This is a genomic window from Stenotrophomonas sp. (assembly GCF_035634915.1).
Lineage (GTDB): Bacteria > Pseudomonadota > Gammaproteobacteria > Xanthomonadales > Xanthomonadaceae > Stenotrophomonas.
Genome location: NZ_DASQCB010000009.1, coordinates 270,751 through 292,455 on the forward strand (window position 1 = coordinate 270,751; position 21,705 = coordinate 292,455).

The 21,705-nt window shown below is 68.5% G+C and carries 17 protein-coding genes and 1 pseudogene; 4 read left to right on the plus strand and 14 right to left on the minus strand.

The window, feature by feature from the left end; genetic code table 11:
- Positions 1–7: 7 nt before the first annotated feature.
- From VER16_RS07540 to VER16_RS07575, 8 genes are all read right to left on the minus strand, one after another.
- A complete protein-coding gene (locus VER16_RS07540; protein WP_324806815.1) occupies positions 8–1,429 on the minus strand; it encodes an FAD/NAD(P)-binding protein in 1,422 nt (473 codons plus the stop codon).
- Between the two features lie 58 nt (positions 1,430–1,487).
- Complete coding sequence (gene cls, locus VER16_RS07545; protein WP_324806817.1) at positions 1,488–2,906, minus strand: cardiolipin synthase; 1,419 nt, start codon at positions 2,904–2,906, stop codon at positions 1,488–1,490.
- 293 nt (positions 2,907–3,199) lie between these two features.
- Positions 3,200–3,367, minus strand: a complete 168-nt coding sequence (rpmG, locus tag VER16_RS07550) for a 50S ribosomal protein L33 (RefSeq protein ID WP_170272460.1) — start codon at positions 3,365–3,367, stop codon at positions 3,200–3,202.
- 10 nt (positions 3,368–3,377) lie between these two features.
- Positions 3,378–3,614, minus strand: a complete 237-nt coding sequence (rpmB, locus tag VER16_RS07555; protein WP_005411638.1) for a 50S ribosomal protein L28 — start codon at positions 3,612–3,614, stop codon at positions 3,378–3,380.
- Between the two features lie 214 nt (positions 3,615–3,828).
- A complete protein-coding gene (locus tag VER16_RS07560) occupies positions 3,829–5,280 on the minus strand; it encodes a 2-dehydro-3-deoxy-6-phosphogalactonate aldolase (protein WP_324806820.1) in 1,452 nt (483 codons plus the stop codon).
- Positions 5,277–6,209 (minus strand): 2-dehydro-3-deoxygalactonokinase, encoded by a 933-nt coding sequence (locus VER16_RS07565; RefSeq protein WP_324806822.1) that lies wholly within the window; start codon positions 6,207–6,209, stop codon positions 5,277–5,279. Before VER16_RS07565 ends, VER16_RS07560 begins: the two co-directional genes overlap by 4 nt.
- A complete protein-coding gene (locus tag VER16_RS07570; protein ID WP_324806824.1) occupies positions 6,206–6,952 on the minus strand; it encodes an SDR family NAD(P)-dependent oxidoreductase in 747 nt (248 codons plus the stop codon). The genes VER16_RS07565 and VER16_RS07570 overlap by 4 nt, the downstream gene beginning before the upstream one ends.
- Before the next feature lie 2 nt (positions 6,953–6,954).
- A complete protein-coding gene (locus VER16_RS07575) occupies positions 6,955–9,627 on the minus strand; it encodes a TonB-dependent receptor (protein WP_324806826.1) in 2,673 nt (890 codons plus the stop codon).
- A gap of 295 nt (positions 9,628–9,922) precedes the next feature.
- On the opposite strand from VER16_RS07575, the gene VER16_RS07580 reads away from it, so the two are divergent.
- Positions 9,923–10,855, plus strand: coding sequence for a dihydrodipicolinate synthase family protein (locus VER16_RS07580; protein WP_324806828.1), 933 nt, complete (start codon positions 9,923–9,925; stop codon positions 10,853–10,855).
- Positions 10,852–12,021 (plus strand): mandelate racemase/muconate lactonizing enzyme family protein, encoded by a 1,170-nt coding sequence (locus VER16_RS07585; RefSeq protein ID WP_324806830.1) that lies wholly within the window; start codon positions 10,852–10,854, stop codon positions 12,019–12,021. Before VER16_RS07580 ends, VER16_RS07585 begins: the two co-directional genes overlap by 4 nt.
- Positions 12,022–12,075: 54 nt before the next feature.
- Here VER16_RS07585 and VER16_RS07590 read toward each other — a convergent pair whose 3' ends face one another.
- Positions 12,076–13,365, minus strand: coding sequence for an MFS transporter (locus tag VER16_RS07590; RefSeq protein ID WP_324806833.1), 1,290 nt, complete (start codon positions 13,363–13,365; stop codon positions 12,076–12,078).
- A gap of 107 nt (positions 13,366–13,472) precedes the next feature.
- Positions 13,473–14,192, minus strand: a complete 720-nt coding sequence (locus tag VER16_RS07595; protein WP_079224290.1) for an IclR family transcriptional regulator — start codon at positions 14,190–14,192, stop codon at positions 13,473–13,475.
- Between the two features lie 115 nt (positions 14,193–14,307).
- On the opposite strand from VER16_RS07595, the gene VER16_RS07600 reads away from it, so the two are divergent.
- Entirely contained in the window at positions 14,308–15,522 is a 1,215-nt protein-coding gene (locus tag VER16_RS07600) for a glycosyltransferase (RefSeq protein ID WP_324806836.1), read from the plus strand.
- 38 nt (positions 15,523–15,560) lie between these two features.
- On the opposite strand, the gene dnaQ is transcribed toward VER16_RS07600, so the two are convergent.
- Together dnaQ and VER16_RS07610 are read right to left on the minus strand one after the other, a co-directional pair.
- The gene (gene dnaQ, locus VER16_RS07605; protein ID WP_324806838.1) at positions 15,561–16,070 is read right to left on the minus strand and encodes a DNA polymerase III subunit epsilon; all 510 of its coding nucleotides are present in this window, start codon (positions 16,068–16,070) and stop codon (positions 15,561–15,563) included.
- 185 nt (positions 16,071–16,255) lie between these two features.
- The gene (locus VER16_RS07610) at positions 16,256–17,149 is read right to left on the minus strand and encodes a LysR family transcriptional regulator (RefSeq protein WP_324806840.1); all 894 of its coding nucleotides are present in this window, start codon (positions 17,147–17,149) and stop codon (positions 16,256–16,258) included.
- A 108-nt stretch (positions 17,150–17,257) separates the two neighbouring features.
- Between VER16_RS07610 and VER16_RS07615 the strand changes: the two genes are divergently transcribed.
- Positions 17,258–17,647 (plus strand): RidA family protein, encoded by a 390-nt coding sequence (locus tag VER16_RS07615; protein ID WP_324806842.1) that lies wholly within the window; start codon positions 17,258–17,260, stop codon positions 17,645–17,647.
- Between the two features lie 81 nt (positions 17,648–17,728).
- On the opposite strand, the gene VER16_RS07620 is transcribed toward VER16_RS07615, so the two are convergent.
- Both VER16_RS07620 and VER16_RS07625 read right to left on the minus strand, forming a co-directional pair.
- Positions 17,729–18,415, minus strand: coding sequence for a hypothetical protein (locus VER16_RS07620; protein WP_324806844.1), 687 nt, complete (start codon positions 18,413–18,415; stop codon positions 17,729–17,731).
- A gap of 73 nt (positions 18,416–18,488) precedes the next feature.
- Positions 18,489–21,699 (minus strand): annotated as a pseudogene (locus VER16_RS07625) (efflux RND transporter permease subunit); the annotation flags it as partial.
- Positions 21,700–21,705 lie beyond the last annotated feature (6 nt).

The following is a 21,705-nucleotide window of genomic DNA, read 5'->3' on the forward strand; positions in this document are numbered from 1 at the left end:
CCCCATTTTACGGCATCGCCGTCGCGGCTCCTGCGACCACCTGCGTGGCCAGCGCCTGCGCCTGCTGACGCAGTTCAGGCACGGCCAGGCTTTCCCACAGGCTGCCGATGCGCAGGCTGCCAAGCACGCCCAACCGCGCCTGCGCTGCACCGCTGCGGCTGCACAGGCGGTCGCCCGGCACGCTGCTGTCCAGGCCCAGGCCATGCGGCCCGGGGCGGGCCAGGCCATCGGCCAGCAACTGCTGCAGCAAAGGGTTGCGCAGTGCAGTGGCGCGGGTCTCCACGCCGGTGGCGTTGACCACCGCCGCAATCGTCCACTGCTGCCCGCTACCGGCGGCATCGCGACCGGACAGGTGAAGCGCGTCGCCGTCGCGCCAGATACGCTGCAGGCGGGCACAGTGCAGCTGCAGCTGGCCACTGGCCTGCAGGGCCTGCAGCTGCGCGTCGACGTCTTCGGCGATGCGGTGGCGGTGCACGTCCCAGTAGCGCACCACATGGCGCAGGAAGCGTCGCTGGTCGGCCTCGTCCAGGCTGCACCACAGCGCCTGGCCATGCGGGCGGATGCGATCCATCACGCCCTGCCACGGCTGGCCATCGGCCTGCGTCTGCCGCGCGAAGCCGCGCAGGGCACGCACGCGCTGGCGCAGGGTCATCGGCAGCAGCACGGCCGGATCGAATTCGGGCAGCACGCCATGCGCATGCGGCAGCGGCAACAGGCCGTGCCGCGAGATCACGTGCAGCGGACCGGTATGGCCGGCGGCGACCAGCGCCAGCACGGTGTCGGCCATGCTCAGGCCGGAACCGACGATGGCCAGGGCATGGGCACCGGCCAGCGTGCGCACGCCGTCATAGTCCCAGGCCTCGACCACGTCGTCGGCAGGCAACGCATCGGCGCCGGCCACGGGCAGCGGACGCATGCTGTTGCCGGTGGCGATGACCGCCTGCGCCGCGTGCAGCGTGCTGCCATCGCCCAGCTGCAGGTGGTAACCGTGGTCATCCGGCTGCAGGCCCAGCACCGGCTGCGCGATCTCCTGCAGCTGCGCCGGGCTGGCGGCCGCCGCGTCCTGCAGGCGCTGCTGCAGGTAGGCGGCGAAGTGGTGGCGGCTCACGTAACGCTCACCCAGCAGCTCGCGCGCCTCGCCCGGGTAAGCGTTGACGGCCTGCAGGTAATCGAGGAAATCGCCGGGCTGGTCGGGGAAGGCACTCATCTTCGCCGCGGGCACGTTCAGCAGGTGTTCCGGCCACGGCGTGGCGTAGGCAATGCCCTGGCCCAGCTGCGAAGCGGGTTCGAAGATGGCCAGTGCCAGCGGCGCCCGGGCCTGGCGCAACACCTGGATCGCCACCAGTACACCAGCGGCACCGCCGCCGATGATTGCCAGGTCCAGTTCGCCATTACGCGATGAATCAGTCATGGGTCGATTGTAGGCCATGCCGGGTGACGGCCCGGCGTGCCGCATCGGGCCGTTTCCACGGCGGCGGCCGATGCATTCACATCAAGGCATCGGCCAACCGCGCGATGCCTTCGCGGCTTCGCTTCCACGCCGGGCGCTGGCGCCACTGCTCCAGGTCCAGCAGGCGCGACTGGCGGAGGTAGTCGTCCTCGATGGCGCACAGCTGCTGCACCAGCGCGCGGTCATAGCAGATCAGGCCGATCTCGGCATTCAGCGCGAAAGAGCGGATGTCCATGTTGATCGAACCGAGCACGGCGATGTCCTCGTCCACGCTCATGTGCTTGGCGTGCAGGAACTGCGGCTCGTACAGCGCAATCTGCACGCCACACCGCAGCAGTTCCTCGTAGTACGCCTCCTGCGCCCACGCGGTCAGCCGCTGGTTGTTGCTGGCCGACAGGATCAGCTGCACCTTCACGCCGGACAGCGCGGCGATGCGCAGCGCGCTCAGCGTCGCTTCGTCAGGCACGAAGTACGGGGTGACCATCACCAGCCGTCGCCGTGCCAGGTGGATCAGCGCCGCCACCGCGTCGCGTGCGTTGCTGTAGGGGTACGCCGGGCCGCTGGGCAGCAGCTGGGTGGCGATGTCATCACCGCACACCGGCACATCGGTGATGACGTCCAGGCGCTGCCCGGTTTCCATGTACCAGTCGCTGGCGAACACCGCTTCCAGGTGGGCTACCGCCGGGCCGCGCACGCGCGCGACCAGTTCGCGGTTGGGATGGCCGGGCACGAAGCGCGGACCGGCCAGGTTCTGCGAACCAACGTAGGCCACTTCGTTGTCGATCACCGCGATCTTGCGGTGGTTGCGCAGGTCCATGCGCCCGCTGCGGCGCCAGCGCAGGCCGCCGGGCAGCATCGCCCGCACGTCGATGTCGCGCGCCTGCAGGCGCTTGCGGTAGGCACGCAGGCCGCGCTTGGCGCCCACGGCATCCAGCAGCACCCGGCACTGCACGCCACGCGCAGCGGCGCGTTGCAGCGCTTCGACGATGGCTTCGCCCACCGCGTCGTCGAACATCAGGTAGTACAGCAGGTGGACACGGTCCTCGGCCTGGTCGATGTCGGCGATGAGCGTGTGCAGCGACTCGTCGTAGTCGATGAGCAGATCAACGGCATTGCCGTGCACCGGCATGAAATCGCCCTGGCGCTGCACCAGCGGCACGATCTCGGCGCTGGCGGTGTCGGCCGTCGGGGTCCAGCGCAGGCGGCGCTGCAGTGCCTGTTCCTCGCGGATGACCTGCGACGCCTCGGCTTGCCGGCGGATGCGTTCGCGCGACAGCCACGGGTGGCCGAACAGCAGGTACAGCGGCAGGCCCAGCAGCGGCACGAAGCCGACCAGCAGCAGCCAGCTGCGTGCCGCCCCCGGCGTGGTGCGGGTGGGGATCCAGCACAGCGCGACCAGGCGGATGAGCCAGTCGATCAACAGCAGGTAGGAACCCAGCAGCCACTCGAACAGCATCGCGTCGCCCGTCGGAGGTGTGGGGTCATTCTGCCCAGCAGGGTGTGTAGAGTCGAGCTTGCTCGACTGTCTGGACGCCGTGTGCCAACCAAGGTTGGCACCTACCGGTGCGGGGTGAGTGTGCCAACCAAGGTTGGCACCTACCGGTGCGGGGTGAGTGTGCCAACCAAGGTTGGCACCTACCAGTGCGGGGTGAGTGTGCCAACCAAGGTTGGCACCTGCCTGGCGTGGCGGCACAAAAAAACCCGCCACGCGGGCGGGTTCTTTCGGAAGCGACCAGCAATCCTCGCGGATTACTTGATCTTGCCTTCCTTGTACGGGACGTGCTTGCGCACGACCGGATCGTACTTGGAGAATTCCATCTTCCCCGGGGTGTTCTTCTTGTTCTTGTCGGTCGTGTAGAAGTGACCGGTACCGGCGGTCGAAATCATACGGACCTTATCGCGCTTGCCTGCCATGATCGTCTACTCCTCAGACCTTTTCGCCGCGCGCACGCAGCTCAGCCAGAACGGAATCGATGCCGTTCTTGTCGATGGTGCGCAGTGCATGCGCGGAAACACGAAGCTTCACCCAGCGGTTTTCGCTGGCAACCCAGAAGCGGCGCTCGTGCAGGTTGGGCAGGAAACGACGACGGGTCTTGTTGTTGGCGTGCGAGACGTTGTTACCCGTCTGCACTCGCTTGCCGGAAACCTGGCATACGCGGGACATTGCGCACCTCGATAGTAAGTTGTGTCAGCCCGTAGCCCGGGAGACGGCGGCCTCGGTGGTTACCCACCACACGTCAAGAGAATCAAAGGGTTACGCTGGCGTTGGGCGGCCGGGGACGTGCTCCCGGGGGCGCCGCCCGGTAGAAAACCGGACACAGCGAGCCGCGTATTATGCACGGGCTCAAGCACTTGCGCAAGTTACCCACAGGTGCGGGTCAGGGCGTGGCGATGAACAAGCCGCCCGAGCCGGGCGCCCGCTGCAATGCGTCAGGGCCCAGCCGCGCCCGTGCCGTGGTGATGAACAGGCGCCCATCCGGGGCGAAACACAGTGCGCCCACGTGCGGCGCCGGTACCGCCAGCCGCCGCTGTACCGCGCCGTTGGCCGCCAGTTCCAGCACGCAGGCCCCGCCCCACATCGCCACCCACAGGCTGCCCTGCGGTGACAGCGCCAACCCGTCGGGCTTGCCCGCTTCGCCGAGGAAATCGGTGACCACCCTGGGTTCGCCCAGGGTGCCTGCGGCCACATCGGCCGGGTAGGCCAGCAGGGTGCGGGCCAGGGTATCGATCACATACAGGGTATCGCCCGCCGGGCTGAACACCATGCCGTTGGCTACCCCCAGCCCTTCGGCCACACGCCGCACCGGCGCATCCACCGCTGTTGCATGGAACAGCGCGCCACGGCCGCCCAGCAGGCCCCGGTGCATCGACCCGGCCCACAGGCCGCCGCGCGCATCCACGGTCATGTCATTCAGGCGGCAACCGGCACCCACATCGATGGTTGGCCCGGGCTGCAGGCCACCGTCATCGGCAATCCGCACGAAGTGCGTTTCGCCGTTGCCGACCAGGCCCTGCGGCGTCACCGCCAGCGACCAGACCGGCTCGGACAGCGGCGTGCGCACGCACGCCTGGCCATCCCAATGCAGCAGCGCCGGTGCGGTCGGCTCGACCCAGGCCACGCGGCTATCGTCCAGCACCACCGGTGACTCCCCCACCAGCGTTCCGGCATCGCAGGCCAGGCGCACGCCGCTGGCGGGTACCGCCCGCAGCGCCTGCAACCAGTGCCGCGCGCGTCGACCTACCTCGTCCGCGGCGCGACCGGGGCGATACAGGTCGGTACCGATGCCCACCGCACGCACGCCAGCCTGCCACAGCGCAGGCAGCGCATCGGTGGTGAACCCGCCCACGGCTACCAGCCGCGCCTGCGCCGGCAGCACCGCCGACAGTGCCGCAAGCCGCGGTGCGGAATCGTGCGCCGGAAATGCTTTCAGGTAGCGCGCGCCTGCGGCCAGCGCGGCAAACGCCTCGGTGGCGGTGCTGAAGCCGGGCATCGGCTCCATGCCGTGCGCGCGTGCCGCGGCAATCACCTCCGGGTTGGTGTTGGGCGATACGCAGAAGCGGCAGCCGGTGGCGGCCAGGGCTTCGACCTGGGCCACCTCCAGCACCGTGCCTGCGCCGACCCACAGGCGGTCGCCGAAATGCGCCGCCAGCAGGGAGATGGTGGCCAGCGGGTCCGGCGAATTGAGCGGGACTTCGGCCAGGCGCACGCCGGCGTCCACCAGGGCCTGGCCGACGGCCAACGCCTCGGCGCCTGTCAGCCCGCGCAGGATGGCCACCAGCGGTATGTGTTCGATGGCCGCATCGAAGGCGGCGGCGTGTGCGGTGTTCATGGCGTTACCTGTGCGGCCCGGTGCAGGGCGAGGAAGCCGCGGGTCACGGCATCGTGGGACAACAGCGTACGTGCACTGCCACCCAGGGCATGCACGGCGGCGGCGTACAGCGCGCACACCGGCGCAGCACCGACCATCGGCAGCGGCACCTGCAGCGCGGCGGGCCACAGCCGGCGCACGTCGGCCAGCTCGGCGCCGATCAGCACACCGCGCAGCCATGAGGCACCGTCCGTGCGCGGCAGCTGGCCACGGATCACCCGGGCGCGTGCGCCGAACAGCAGACTGCCCAATCCCAGCCCGCCCGCATGGCCGTGTTGCAGGCCATCGAAGAAGGCCGCGCCTTCCACGGCAGGGCCATCCACCACCGACGCCAGCAGCCCGACAGCGGTGAGGCGATCAAAGATTTCGCCAGACATCGCGGTGAGGAAGGACACCACCGCCCCGCCCTGCAGCTGCACCCACTTGCTGTGCGTGCCGGGCAGTGCCACCAGCCCATCCAGCGGCAGGGCGCCCCCGGCCAGCAGGCCGAGCAGCTCGGTTTCCTCGCCACGCATGATGTCCGGCGCGTCGTCCTGCGCACGCTGGCAGGCCAGCCCGGGCACGATGGCCACCGGCACCTGGCCGATGCGGGTGTGGTGCAGCTGCGCGGCCAGCCGCTGCGGCGTGGCCGGGCAATCGGCGTAGCCGGCATCGCTCCAGCCGATGTTCGAGCCGACCATGCCACAGGCATATACCGCCGCCGCGCCGGGCCAAGCGGTCACGGTCTGTTCCAGCAGGGCCTGCATCTGCGCGCGGTCCAGCCCGGCGATGCCGCGTGGCTGTTCCACGCTGTCCAGCACCCGCCCATCGGCGGCGATGAGGAAGGCGCGGAAATTGCTGCTGCCCCAGTTGATGCCGATGATCGGTGCGTCGTTGTCGTGCATGCTCATCGGCGCGTCACTCCGGCGCCACCATCCAGCGGCACCACCGCGCCGGTCATCCAGCCGCTGCGCGGTGAGGCGAGGAACAGTGCGAGTTCCGCCGCATCGGCGGCGCTGCCCAGGCGCTGCAGCGGGTGCCGCTTCACGTTGCGTGCGCGGGCCGCGGCGGGATCATCGCTGCGCGCGAACGAGCCCTGCAGCATCGGTGTATCCACCGATGCCGGCGCGATCGCATTGACCCGGATGTTCGCTTCGGCCAGTTCCAGTGCTGCGGTACGTGCCAGCGATTCCAGCGCCGCCTTGGAGGCCGCGTAGGCCGCCAGCCCAGGCGTGGCGTAGCGCGCGTTGATGGAGGACAGCAGCACGATGCTGCCGCCGCCATTGGCATGCAGGCCAGCCAGCGCATGGCGCATCAGCCGGCGCGCACCCAGCACGTTCACCGCATGCACCTGCTGCCAGAGCGCGTCGTCGTCAGCCCAGGTATCGGCCGGCGGACACCAACCCGCGCAGTGGATCAGCGCATCCAGCGGCTGGCCCAGGTGCGGCGCCAGCGCGGCATCGACCGCACCGGCGTCGGCCAGGTCGGCCTGTACCTGCGTGGTCGCCGCCGGCACCGGCTCGCGATCCAGTGCCAGCACCGTGGCCCCCTGCGCCTGCAGCTGCGCCAGTACTGCCGCGCCGATGCCACTGGCCGCCCCGCTTACCCAGACATGCCTGCCCTGCCACTCACCCTGCACTGCGTCGTTGCCCATGCTCAGAACCGGTAGGTAAGGCTGGCCTTGTACGAGCGACCGAACACCACGTTGGTGCGCAGGCCCTCGTCATAGCCGTCGAAGGTGCGCTGCTCGCTGTCCAGCAGATTGTTGGCTTCCACCTTCAACGACAGGCGGTCGCTGAAATCGTAGCTCATCGACGCCGACAGATCCTTGTAGGTGTCGTTGAAGATGCCGGTGGCGGCGCTGGACAGGCCGACCAGGTATTCATCGCGCCAGTTGTAGGCCACGCGGATGCCGAACGGGCCGTTCTCGTAATAGCCGATCAGGTTGGCATTGTTCTTCGACAGCCCCGGGAAGGTCATCGCATTGCCGTTCACGTCGGTGATCGGGGTTTCCGAGTCGATCCACGTGTAGGTGGCGACCACGCCGAAGCCATCGAGCGTGCCGCTGAACGGCACCTGCGCCAGCAGCTCGACCCCCTTTACCTTGGCCTTGTCGCCGTTGATCTTGCGCAGCACCAGGTAGTTGATGTTGTTGTAGGTTTCCGCGCTCTGCCGCTGCACGATGAAGGTCGAAACATCCTTGTAGAACAGGCCGGCCGAGAGCAGGCCCTGGCCGCCGTAGTACCACTCCAGCGACAGGTCGTACTGGGTGGCCTTGAACGGGTCCAGGTCCGGTGCACCGCCGCTGCCGGTGCCCGGCGAGGTCTGCACGCCGTTGCCATCGAACACGGCGTTGTTGTTGAGGGTGACGCCGTTGTTGAGGTCTTCGGTGTTGGGGAACGCCACCACCTTGGCCGCGCCACCACGCAGCACCAGGCTGTCGGTGATCTGCAGCTTGGCCACCGCCGAGGGCAGGACTTCGCGGTCGTCACGGTCGAAGGTGGATGGGGTGAGCGTGCCGTTGCCGCTGATCAGGTTGCCGCGCGAGGTCATGTCACGACCGACGAAGCGCACGCCGACATTGCCGCCCAGCGCCATGCCGGCCACGTCGGTATCCCAGTTGAGCTTGGCGTAAGCCTCGAGGAAATCCTCGTCCACGCGGAAGGTTGCCGCGTAGGCCAGTGCGTTGTTGCGCGGGTCAAGGCACTGCGCGTTCTGCGAGATCTGCGGCACGGTGGTGAAGCTTTCACAGCCACCGAAGGTGCTGCGGAACGCGCCGAGGTAGTCGCGCGGCAGTCCGCTGAATTCACCGGGCAGGAAATCGTTGTTGCTGTAGACGCGGATGTACGGCGCCATCTGCGTGACCGGGATGCCACCAGCCGGGCGGATGTCCGCGCGCAGCGGATCCTGCAGGCTTTCCAGGCGGCTGAAGCGGGCGCCGAAATCCAGCGAGCGCAGCGGGCCGTCATCGAAGGCCAGGCTCCAGTCGCTGCGCAGCGCGCGCGAGTCGGTCCTGGCCCGCCAGTAGTTGTCGAACATGATGGTCATGCGCCACTGCGCTGGATCGGTCACGTCCACGCCGCTGACGTTGAAGCTGCCGAAATTGCCGCTGCGCAGGTCGAAGTCGGTCACCGAGGTCAGACCGGCCATCGGCGCCAGGCGCATGTAGCGCTGGTCGTACTTGGCAGTGGAACGGCCCCAGTCCAGCTCCACCGAACCATCCAGCCGTTCGCCGACGCGGAAGCTGGCGCGCAGCGCGCTGGAGATCGTGTCCGAATTGATGTCAGCCGCTTCGGAGTTGAGCAGCACGGTGCCGGTGGAGCGGCCGGCCAGCAGGATGTCGTGCTCGGAGTAGACCGCGTTGCTCAGGCCTGCGGATGGGTTGAAGGCGATCCAGTAGCGGTCACGCTCGGCCTTCTGCCGCGAATAGAACGTGTCCCAGGTCAGCTCCACGCCATCGCTGGGGCGCCACTGCAGCACGGTGCTGACGCCGACCTTGGTGCGGTCGTCGTCGATGTTCTGCGCGCGCATGTCGGTGCTGCCGAAGCGGGTGGTACCCGGGCTCGCCGGGTCGGTGTAGCGGGCATAGCCTGAGAAGGTATCCAGGCCCTGCTGCACCACGTTGCGGCGGCCATAGGTGGCCGAGACCAGCGCGCCAAAGCGGCGGTCATCGCTGCGCCGCGACACCAGGCCGAAGGCATTGTGGCCCGAGGAATCGGCCATCTCGTCATAGGTGCCGGCCACGCTCACTACGTTCTGCTCGGCATCGCCGGACAGCGGCTGCCGGGTATGGATGTCGACGATGCCACCGAGGCCACCGCTGAGCTGGTCGGCACCGGCCAGCTTGGTCACTTCCAGCCGCGAGATCAGCTCCGACGGCACCAGCGAGAGCAGGCCGTAGGTGGAGGTGGCCAGCTGGTCCAGGCCGTTGCCGCCGCGACCGGTGGCATCGACGATCTGCCGCCCGTTGTAGAGCAGGACGTTTTCCTTCAGGCCGCGCACCAGGATGTCACTGCCCTCGCCCATGCCGCGCTCGAGCTGCACGCCGGCCACGCGGCCCAGCGACTCGGCGACGTTGGTATCGGGCAGCTTGCCGATGTCGTCGGCGACGATCGCATCGACGATCTGCGCCGAGTCGCGTTTCAGGTCACGCGAGGCTTCCAGACTGCCGCGGATGCCAACGACGCTGACGGCATCCAAGGTCTGCGCCTGCTGCTGGCCGTCGCCTGTGGTGGTGGCCGGGGCCGTGTCCTGCGCCGATGCCAGCACGGGCATCAGCAGGCAGGTCCCCAGAGCGGTGAACAAGGTCGAACGTGGAAAACGATGCATGGATCGGGCCCTCTCCCAAGGTTGGGACCCAGGCGGCACCGACCGGGACCGGCGCGGACCCTCCGTCCGCTGCCCCGCCCCACCCCGCTTGCCGAACTGCCACCTGGATCCAGCGCTTTTCCGGTCGTTGCTGCTGCACTGCGACTTGGCAGTGGTGTAGCTAATATAGCAATATGTTTTGGCCGCGCACGCTGCAATGCAGCGAAGAATGACGGTTCCTTCGCGGCCCAGGCGGGAACCTCCCCTTCATGGTGTTGCTACACATGGCACACCCTTTCAACAAGGATCCGGCGCAATGGCCGCTCTGCAAGGTGTCTTCCCGATTCTTCCCACGATCTTCGATGCCCAGGGCGCCGTGGACGAGACCGCGACCCAGGGCGTGTTCGAATACCTGCTGGCCGCTGGTGCCGCCGGCGTGGTGTTCCCCGGCCTGGCCAGCGAGTACGACATGCTGGACGTGGAGGAACGCCTGCACCTGACCGCCTGCATCGGCCGCTGGAACAACGGCCGCGTGCCGTTCATCGTCGGTGGCAGTGCGAAGACGCTGGACGATGCCGTGCGCCTGACCCGTGCCGGCGGCGAAGCCGGCGCGGCGGCGGCGATGGTGCTGACTCCGCACGCGCTGGCCGGTGACAACGAAGGCATGGCGGCGTTCTTCGCGCGCCTGGGCGCCGAATCGGGCGTGCCGATCATGCTGCAGAACGCACCGCCGCCGATGGGCGTGGGCCTGGGCGTGGATGCGCTGCTGGCGCTGGCCACCCAGGTGCCGGCGATCACCTACGTCAAGGAAGAAACGATGCCGTCCGGGCATCGCATCACCGCGCTGTCCGAACGTGCTGGCGATGCGGTGCAGGCGGTGTTCGGTGGTGCCGGCGCGCGCTACGTGCTGGACGAGCTGGCACGCGGTGCGGTGGGCACCATGCCGGCCTGCGAGATCACCGAAGTGCACGTGGCGATGCTGGCCGCGCACGCCGCCGGTGACCACGAGCGCGCGCGCGTGCTGTTCGAGCGCACGCTGCCGCTGCTGAGCATGCAGGCGGTGTTCCGCTGGCGGCTGACCAAGGCCGTGCTGCTGCGCCGGGGCATCATCGACTGCGAACATGTACGCGCCCCGGGCCCGGCGCTGGATGCCTGGGACCGCCGCGAACTGGATACCCTGTTGTCCCGCATCGCCGACCTGCTGCCGCTGGACGTTGTGCCCGGCCGCCCACAACGGACCCCTGCATGAGCGCCGTCACCCGCGTCGAAACCTTCATCCTCACCGTGCCACGCAACACGCCCTACCTGGGGCCACTGGGTGCCGGGGAAAGGGTCAACGAGCGTGGCTACCTGGTGCGCCGGGGCAACGGCACGCTGTACCCGACCGTGGACCGCTCGGTGCTGGTACGGGTGACCACCGCCGACGGCGCCGTTGGCTGGGGTGAGACGTACGGCATCTGCGCACCGCGCGCGACCTGCGAAATCATCAACGACCTGCTGGCACCGGAGCTGCTGGGCCGCGAACCGGAAGATGTCGAGGCGATCTGGGACGACCTGTACGGCCTGATGCGCGTGCGCGGCTGCGGCAGCGGCTTCCACACCGATGCCATCGCCGCGCTGGACATCGCGCTGTGGGACCTGCGCGCACGCGCCGCGGACCAGCCGCTGTGGTCGCTGCTGGGAGAGCGGCGCCACGAGCGCATCGCCGGCTACGTGTCCGGCCTGCCCGCGGCCACGCTGGAGGAAAAGGTGGCCATGGCGCGCACGTTCCAGCAGCAGGGCCATACCGCCTTCAAGGTGCACGCGGTGGTCAGCCACGACGGCATTGCCGAAGAGATGGCAGCCCTGCGCCAGGCACTGGGTGCAGACGCCCAGCTGATGGTCGACCTGCACTGGAAGTTCGACCTGGAGGGCGCGCTGCAGCTGGCCCACCAGCTGCAGCCAGTGGGCCTGACCTTCATCGAGGCGCCGCTGAAGCCTGAGGACGTGCCTGGACTGGTCGCGCTGGGCCAGCAGAGCCCGATTCCGGTGGCTGCGGGCGAAGAGTGGCCGACTGATTACGTGGCAAGGCCGCGCGTGGAAGGTGGAAGCCTGGCCTACGTGCAACCGGAGATGGGCCACACCGGCATCACCCAGTTCCTGCGCATCGCCCGCCTGGCCGCCGCCCACGGCGTGCAGGTCGCACCGCACGCCACCATCGGCGGCGGCATCTTCATGGCGGCCAGCCTGCATGCATCGGCGGTGGTCGAAGGGCTGTGGCGGCACGAGTGGCAGCACTCGATCTTCTCGCGCTCGGTGCAGATGCTGGAGACCGACATGGCCTACACGCAGGACGGCTATCGGCTGCCCAGCGGCCCAGGCCTCGGTGCCACGCCCAACGCGACGTTCTGGCAACACGCCGAAGCCGTGGCCTGACCCGGCTTGGCCTTTGTAGCGTCGAGCCACGCTTGACGCTACAAAGACACGTGGTTATGCCGCCTGCTGCCCTACCAGGGTCATCGGCGAGCGGCGCGCCTGGCGCAGTGCGACCCAGGCCAGCACCACCGCAATCGGGTGCAGCACGGCCATCAGCACGAACGCACGGTCGAAGTTGCCACCGGCCACCAGGTGCCCCACCACCTGCGCCGACACCATGCCGCCCAGCGCACTGCCGCAGCCCACCAGCCCCGCCACCGAAGCGATGTAGCGCGACGGGAACAGGTCCACCGTCATCGTGGTCAGGTTGATCTGATAGGTGAGGTGGGCAAACGTGACCAGGCAGGCCAGCCCCAGCAGCACGGGGATCGGCGGATGCAGGGCCACGAAGATGCCGACCGGTGCCAGGCACGCCGCGCCGATCATCGTGCGCAGGCGAGCCTGCACCGGGTCCATGCCACGCTTCACCAGGCCGCCGGAAATCAGGCCACCGCCGACGCTGCCGATGTCGGCGGCCACGTAGACGATCCAGGCCAGCGACGCGACCGCCATCAGGCTCATGCCGCGCGCATCGCCCAGGTATTTGGGGAACCAGAACAGGTAGAAGTACCAGACCGGGTCGGCCACGGCGCGCGAGGCAACCAGCGCCCATACCGTGCGATCGCGCGCCAACCGGCCCCAGACCCCTTTCATGCCCGGTGGCGTCGGTGCGGCCACGGCCTCGTCGGATGGAGACGCATCCGAAGCGCTGGCGGCTACTGCGGTCGACTGCTTTCCGGCGCCGCGCGGGTAGGCCCACCACCAGCCGATCATCCACACCAGCCCGGCCAGGCCGGTGATCCAGAATGCCGCGCGCCAGCCGTAGGCGATGGCGATGCCGCCGATCAGCGGCGGTGCCAGGGTGGCGCCGATCATCGCGCCGGCGGTGTACAGGCCCAGAGCAAGGCCGCGCTGGCGCGGCGGGAACTGTTCGGACACCACCTTGGTGCCGACCGTGTAGTTGCCCGGCTCGCCCAGGCCCAGCGCGAACCGCGCCGCGCCCAGTTCCACCGCACTGCGTACGAAGCCGGTAGCGATGTTGGCCAGCGACCACCAGCCCACGAACAGCAGCAGCGCCACCCGCGCGCCCAGCCAGTCGGTGATGCGCCCGGCCATGACGTAGGCGGCGGCATAGGCGAACAGGAACACCTGCACCACCCGCGCGTACTCGATGTCGGACATGTCCAGGTCGGCCTGGATGGTCGTGGCCAGGATCGACAGCGCCTGCCGGTCCAGGTAGTTGATGACGGTGGAAAAGAACAGCAGTCCCAGCAGGACCCACCTGGTCTTGCCCGACCCGCTCACGCGTTCCACCGCTTGGCCATCGACGACACCTCCCCATCGGAAGGCTGCAACGTATTGCTATTGTAGCAACAGGTCAAGTCGCACTGCGGCAGCCCTGTCGCGGCACCTCAGCCGATCTCCGCCGCCGCCGTGCGCAGGGCCGCTACCAGTTCCGCGGTGGCCGATTCGGGGATCCAGCCGGACATGGCGATGCCGGCGTGGACCGGGTCGCCCATGGCGATGGCGACGATGTGGTGGTCACGTTCGTCGGCGACGTGCACCCGGGCATGGCCCTGCGCACGGGTCACTGCCAGGGTCGCCAGCAGCTGCTCGATGCCCTCGGGGAACATCGGGATCGGCTTGTCCTGGTAGATCTCGCGCACTTCGTCATCGCTCAGCTGCGCCAGCAGCACGATGCCGATGCCGCTGGTGGTGGCCGGCAGCAGGCCGATGCGGCCCAGGCCCCGTGCCGCCTCGATGCCCGGCGGCGCATGGAACAGGTAGCTGACGCTGTCGTTCCACAGCACGCCCAGTGCCACGGTGTGGCCAAAGCGGCGCAGGCTTTCCAGCACCGGCAGCGCGCGACGGATCAGGCCGGAGGCGAACAGGCTCTGCGCGGCCAGCACGTGCATGCCCGGGCCGGCGGTGTACTTGCGGTCGGCGGTCTGCCGCGCAATGCCCAGATAGGCCAGGGTCTTGAGCAGGCGGTTGACCCGCGTCGGGTTGGCGTCGAGCTGGCGGGCCAGTTCACGGCAGCCCACCGGCTCGGGCGACGACGCCAGTGCCTGAAGGGTGGCGATGCCGTCGATCAGGCTCTGGTTGGGCTGGGCATTGGGCTTGGTTCGCATGCAGGAAGCGTACTGGCCGGACCCGTGCAATGCCACCAATAGCAACACGCGGGTGCATTCGCGTGGCCTTCTGCGACCTGCAGCGATACTGGCGGCCCCACCCGCGAAGCCCCCGATGCGACTGCTGGCCCTGACCTATGGCACCGAAGGCGACACCCGGCCGCTGGTGATGCTGTGCCATGGCCTGCGCCAGGCCGGCCACGAGGTAATGCTGCTGGCCGAACAGGGCACGCTGGGCAGCGCGCGCGAACTGGGCGTGCCGCATGCGGCGCTGGAAGGCGACATCCATGACGAAGTGGTGGCCCTGGTGGCACGCGGCAACCACCTTGCCGCCGCGTCGCGCGGCCTGGCGCGGATGGCGGGCCGCCACGTGCCGGCCTGGATGGCGCAGGCCGATGCGGCCGCCACCGGCTGCGATGCCGTGCTGACCGGTGGGCTGGCCGCCCTGGTGGGGCTGAGCGTGGCCGAGCGCCACGGCCTGCCGGCCATCGGCGCCGGCATGATTCCGCTGACGCCGACGCGCGCGTTCGCCTCGCCCTTCCTGCCGCCGATACCCTTGCCGGGAATCCTGCGCCGGGCCAGCCATGGGCTGGTCAACCAGGCGGTCTGGCGCACCTTCCGCAGGCCCGTCAACGACGCGCGCGCCACATTGGGACAACCGCCGCGCCGCACGCTGTGGACCGGCCTGCCGATGCTGTACGGCATTTCCCCGCAGCTGCTGCCACCGCCCGCAGACTGGCCGGCTGACCATGTGGTGTGCGGGCAATGGCGGATGCCGGAGCAACCGTGGTCACCACCCGCCGACCTGCAGGCCTTTCTCGACGCCGGCCCGCCGCCGGTCTATCTCGGCTTCGGCAGCATGACCGGCTTCGACCGCGAGCGCGTGCTGCCATCCCTGCTGCAGGCGCTGGCGCCACGCCGCGTGCTGCTGTTCCCGGGCTGGGCCGGATTGCCTGCGGGTGCATTGCCAGCGGACGTGTTCGTGCTTGGCCCGACGCCGCATGAAGCACTGTTCCCACGCTGCGCGCTGGCCATCCATCATGGCGGCAGCGGCACCACGCATTCGGCCTGCCGCGCTGGAATTCCTTCGCTGGTGATGCCGTTCGCGGCCGATCAGTTCTTCTGGGCGCGGCGCCTGCAGGCGCTGGGTGTCGCGCCGGCGCCGTTGTCACCAAAGCGTTTGGATGCGGGTGCGCTGGCGGCGGCCATCACATTCGCCGAGGACAGCACGACGCGTGCGCGTGCCGCAGCACTGGGCGCGGCGATGGCCAGCGAAGATGGCGTGGCCGCCGGTGTGGCGATGGTCGAGCGCTGGCTTCAGCCACGTTAGAGCCGAGCCCATGCTCGGCTGCCCCGCCCAACACCTTATCAACGCAGATGCGGAATCACCTGCGCCAGCAGATGCGCATCCTTCAGCGCGCCATGCAGGCCGCGATTGCTGGGAATGCCCAGGCGCCGCAGCAGGTCATCCAGCTTGTTGGGCTGCCCGGGCCAGCGCTGCTGGGCGATCTTCAGGCTGCAGGTCACGCGGCAATGGTGGGCCAGGGCCACCGTGTGACCGGCCAAGCGAAGCTCATGGTCCAGGAATCCGACGTCGAACGTGGCGTTGTGGGCCACCAGTTCGCTGCCACGCAGGAATTCAAGGAGTTCGGCCGCTTTGCTGGAGAATGAGGGCTTGCCGACCAGCATCGCGTCGCTGATGCCGTGCACACGTTGCGCAAACGGATCCACGCGACGCTGTGGCTGCAGGAACGTGTGGAACTGGCGACCTGTGATTCGTCCGTCGATCATTTCCACCGCACCGATTTCGATGATGCGATGGCCATGTCTGTGCGACAGGCCGGTGGTTTCCGTGTCCAGTGCAACGATGCGACTCATGGGGCGATTCCTTTCCTGTGTGACCTGCCCGGAATGGTCGCACGAAGGGTGGCGCCATCGACCTAGGAACAGTTGCAATCCACCCTGTAGAGCCGAGCCCATGCTCGGCTGACGCGCGCAACGCAGTTTTCGTGGGAATCCGCGAAGAGCAGCCGAGCGTGGGCTCGGCGCTACAACAACGCGTGTCAGCCCAGCACCTCCACCACCCAGTCAATGAACACCCGCAGGCGCTGGCTCATATGCCGGTTCGGCGGAAACATCACGTGCATCGGCATCGGCGGCAGCTGCCAGTCCTGCAGCACTGGCCGCAGTTCACCGCTGGCCTCGTGCGGCGCCGCCATGTAGCTCGGCAGCGCGACCACGCCCAGGCCCGCCACGCCGGCGGCCAGGTAGGCATTGCCATCATCGAAGCCCACCGCATGGCGGCCCTGCACTTCAATGCGCTCATCACCGCGCTGGGCGATGAACGCGCGCGCGCGACCGGTGCGCGGGCTGAGGAAGCCGACCAAGTGATGGTCCGGCCCGTCCAGCGCGCGCGGGTGCGCGGGCACACCGAAGCGCTGCAGATAGGCGGGGCTGGCGTGGAAGCCGATCGACAGGCTGGCCAGCGGACGCGCAACCAGCGCCGGATCGGCCGGCGCACCGCCGCGGATCACGCAGTCCACGTTGTCGGCGATGACATCGACCTCGCGGTCGCTGACGCCGATGTCCAGCTGGATGTCCGGATAGCGCGCATGGAAATCCGGCAGCGCCGGCACCAGCCGCAGCCGCGCATACGGGCCGGGCACATCGATGCGCAGGCGCCCACGCGGCTGGCTGGCCGCATCGCCTAGGCCGCCCTCCACCTCTTCCAGCTCGGCCAGCAGGCGCGCGATGCGCGGGTAGTACGCCGCGCCATCGGCGGTGACGCTGACCCGCCGCGTGGTGCGGTTGAGCAGGCGCAACCGCAGGTGCGCTTCCAGCTGCTGCACCAGCTGGGTCACGGTGGTGCGGCTGACCTGCAGGGTGTGCGCGGCGCGGGTGAAGCTGCCGGTTTCCACCACGCGGGCGAAGGCGCGCATCGCCTCGAAACGGTCCATGGCTGACCCGTGATTGTTTGGAATTGACAATCAATCTAGGCCGATCATTGCCGTTTATCCAGACAGATGCGACGCGGAAGATGGAGACCTTCTCCCTGGAGTCTCCCCATGACCCACCGCGACGTCGTTTTCCCCGCCGGCCGCCAGGCCCTGTACGAGCGCAACCGCTACTCGCCCGCCATCCGCAGCAATGGTTTCCTGTTCGTCTCCGGCCAGGTCGGCAGCCGCGAGGACGGTTCGCCCGAACCGGATTTCGAAACCCAGGTGCGCCGTGCCTTCGACAACCTCAACGCGGTGCTGGCCGCCGCCGGCTGCAGCTTCGTTGACGTGATCGACGTGACCGTGTTCATGGTCGACCCGGAAACGAACTTCGAGAAGGCCTGGGCGATCGTGCCCGAGTACTGGGGCGAAGCACCGCACCCGACCCTGACCGGCATCGGCGTGACCTGGCTGTATGGGTTCCAGTTCGAGATCAAGGTAATCGCGAAGCTGCCATGACGTCTGCTGCAGAGCCGGGCCCACGCTCGGCTCATGACAGGAAACCAGCCGAGCATGGGCTCGGCTCTACGGCCCGCAGCCTCAGTCGGGGGCAAATTCCAGCGTGTGACGCCAGCGCAGCGGCGTCTGCGCGCGCGCCGGGTCCGGGCCGAACCGGGTCAGCCAGCCCGCCGCCAGCGCGCGGTCGCGCAGGCGCTCGCCCACGCCTTCGGCAGTCTCCACCTCGACATGGGTCACCTTGCCCTCGGCATCCACCTCCATGGCCCAGACCAGCTTGCCCACCCACTCGGCCGGGGGAATGGAGGCATCGTAGTTCGGGCGTCCCGCCACATAGGGTTGGTCATGCCGCAGGTACAGCGGTGATGCTTCCAGTGTGCGGTCCACGCGGATCTGCGCACTGCCACGGCGCCCATCGCCCAGTACCGCATCAACGGTCCACATGCCGGCCTCACCAGTGCTGCCCAGCCCGGCGGCATAGCACTTCTTGCGGCCGCGGTAATCGGGATGGACCGTGTGCGAGACCTGCGCCCCCTTGGCATCGCGGACATCGATCTGCAGCCCGCCCACCTCGGTGTCCTTGAAGTTGGCCGCGACGCAGATGCGGTGGTCGTGTTGACCGTCGGCAATGAACAGCTGCGTCTGCGAACGCGCCAGCGCATCGGCCGGCGTCGGCGCCCACAGCAGCTCCACGTAGACATCGTCGGCGGCGCAGACGGCGGGGCTGGCCAGAATCAGCAGCAGGCCTGCTGCGGGAATGCGAGCGCTCATCCATCCTTCCCTGGTGACGAAACCCGATCCTTACCGATGGTGCGCGGCGGTGCAACAAGCCGCTTGAGTGGGTGGGGTCAGCGCCTTTCCCTGCGGAAGGGATCTGACCCCTCCGGTCAGCGCTCGCGACGGTGCAGCCAGCGGTACAGCACGGGCAACACCAGCAGGGTGAGCAGCGTGGAAGACACGATGCCGCCGATCACCACCGTGGCCAGCGGCCGCTGCACTTCCGAACCGGCGCCGACATTGAAGGCCATCGGTACGAAACCCAGCGAGGCCACCAGCGCCGTCATCAGCACCGGCCGCAACCGGCCCAGCGCACCTTCGCGGACAGCCTCGGCCAGCGGTCGGCCCTGTTCGCGCAGGTGGCGCACGAAGCTGATCATCACCAGTCCATTCAGTACTGCCACGCCGGACAACGCGATGAAGCCCACGCCCGCCGAGATCGACAGCGGCAGGCCACGCAGGGCCAGAGCCAGCACACCACCGGTCAGCGCCAGCGGCACGCCGGTGAACACGATGGCCGCATCACGGCCGGAACCAAAGGCCCAGAACAGCAGCGCGAAGATCAGCACCAGCGTGACCGGCACCACCACCGCCAGGCGCTGGCTGGCCGAAATCAACTGCTGGAAGCTGCCGCCATAATCGACCCAGTAGCCGGCCGGCAGCTCGACCTTGCCCTGTACCGCCTGCTGCAGTTCGGCCACGAAGCTGCCCAGATCACGGTCGCGCACATTGGCGTTGACCACGATGCGGCGCTTGCCATTATCGCGGTTGATCTGGTTCGGGCCTTCGCTGTTCTCGATGCGCGCCAGTTCGCGCAGCGGCACCGTGCGGGCCATGCCGCTTCCGCTACCCTGGCCACGGCTGAGTTCATCGGCATTGCCTCCGGCCAACGCGGTTTCCAGCGAAATGGGCAGGTCGGCCAGTGCTGCCGGATCCTGCCGCAGCTTCTCCGGCAAACGCACCACGATGTCGAAGCGGCGATCGCCCTCGAACAGCTGCCCGGCCACCTGGCCACCGACGGCCGCGGACACGGTGGACTGCACCTGGCCGGGGTTTAGCCCGTAACCGGCCAGCTTCTGCCGGTCCGGCAGCACGGTCAGCAGCGGCAGGCCGCTGGTCTCCTCCAACCGCACATCGGCCGCACCGGGTACGGCCGATACCACCTTCTGCAGGCGCTGGCCGACCTGACGCAACGTGTCCAGGTCATCGCCGTAGAGCATCACCGCCACATCCGCGCGCACGCCGGAAATGAGCTCGTTCATGCGCATCTGGATCGGTTGGGTGAACTCGTAGTTGTTGCCCGGCAGCTGTCCGGCAGTCTTTTCCAGTTCGGCCAGCAGCGTGGCCCGTGGCTTGCGCGGGTCCGGCCACTGGCTGCGGGGCTTCATCATGATGAAGGTATCGGCTACCGAAGGTGGCATCGGGTCGGACGCTACTTCCGGCGTGCCGATCTTGGAAAAGACCTTGGCCACTTCCGGTACCTGCAGCAGGCGGCGTTCGATCTGCACCTGCATCTGCACCGACTGCGCCAGGCTGGTACCAGGGATGCGCATGGCATGCATGGCCACATCGCCCTCGTCCAGGCTGGGCACGAATTCACTGCCCAGCCGTGTGGCCAGCACGCCGCAGCCGAGCACCAGCAGCACTGCGGCGGCGGCCACCCAGCCCCCGCGGCGCAGGGTGAACGCCAGCAGCGGCTGGTAGCGCCGGCGCAGCCAGGCCATCAGGCGGTTTTCCTTCTCCTGCACGCGGCCACCGAGAAACATCGCGATGGCGGCGGGTACGAAGGTCAGGCACAGCAGCATCGCACCGGTCAGTGCGAGCACCACCGTGATCGCCATCGGGTGGAACATTTTTCCTTCCACGCCGGTCAGCGCGAAGATCGGCAGGTACACCGCGGTGATGATGCCCAGGCCGAACAGGCTGGGCCGGATCACCTCAGCGGTGGCACTGGCGGTTTCGGCAAAGCGTTCGGCCACCGTCATGTCGCGCCCCAGTGCGTGCTGGCGTTCGCCGAACCGGCGCAGGCAGTTCTCGATGATGATCACCGCGCCATCGACGATGAGGCCGAAGTCGAGCGCGCCCAGGCTCATCAGGTTGGCCGACACACCACCGCGCGCCATGCCGGTGAGCGTGAACAGCATCGCCAGCGGAATGACCGCTGCCGTGATCAATGCCGCGCGTACATTGCCGAGCAGCACGAACAGCACCACGATCACCAGCAGCGCGCCTTCCAGCAGGTTGCGCGCGACGGTCTGGATGGTGCGGTCCACCAGTGCGGTGCGGTCGTAGCTGGCCGTAACGGTCACGCCCCTGGGCAGGCTGGCCTGTGCCTGCTGCAGCCGGGCCGCCGCAGCCTGCGCCACCTCACGGCTGTTGGCCCCGACCAGCATCACCACCGTTCCCATCACCACTTCATGGCCGTTCTGCGTGGCCGCGCCACTGCGCAGCTCGGGGCCATCGGCTACCTCGGCCACGTCATGCACGTGGATCGGCACGCCTTCGCGGCGGTCCAGCACGATGTTGCCGATCTCCTGCAGATCGGCCACCTGGCCGGGAATGCGCACCAGGAACTGCTGGCCATTGCGCTCGATGTAACCGGCGCCGACATTCTGGTTGTTGGCCTCGACCGCGGTGGCCACATCCTCCAGAGTGAAGCCCAGCGCGCGCAGCCGTGCCGGATCGGGTGTGATGTGCACCTGCCGCTGGAAGCCACCGATGGTGTTGACCTCGGTGACACCCGGCACGTTGCGCAGCTGCGGGCGGATCACCCAGTCCTGCAGCGTGCGCAGGTCTGTGGCGGTGTAAGGCGTGCCATCAGCCTTGCGCGCCGTGGGATCGGCGTCGATGGTGTACATGAAGATCTCGCCCAGGCCGGTGGCGATCGGCCCCAGCTGCGGGTCCAACCCGGCTGGAATCTGCGAACGCACCTGCTGCAGGCGCTCGGCCACCTGCTGGCGGGCGAAGTAGAGGTCGGTGCCATCCTTGAACACAACCGTGACCTGCGACAGGCCATAGCGCGAGAGCGAACGCACATGGTCCAGCTTCGGCAGGCCGGCCATCGCGGTTTCCACCGCATAGGTGATGCGCTGTTCGCTTTCCAGCGGTGAGTAGCCCGGCGCAGCGGTGTTCACCTGCACCTGCACGTTGGTGATGTCCGGCGTAGCGTCGATCGGCAGCCGGGTAAAGCTCCAGCTGCCCACCAGCACCAGCACCAGGGTAAGCGCCAGCATCAGCCAGCGGTGCGCGATGGCTCCGGCGATGATGCGTTCCAGCACGCCGGG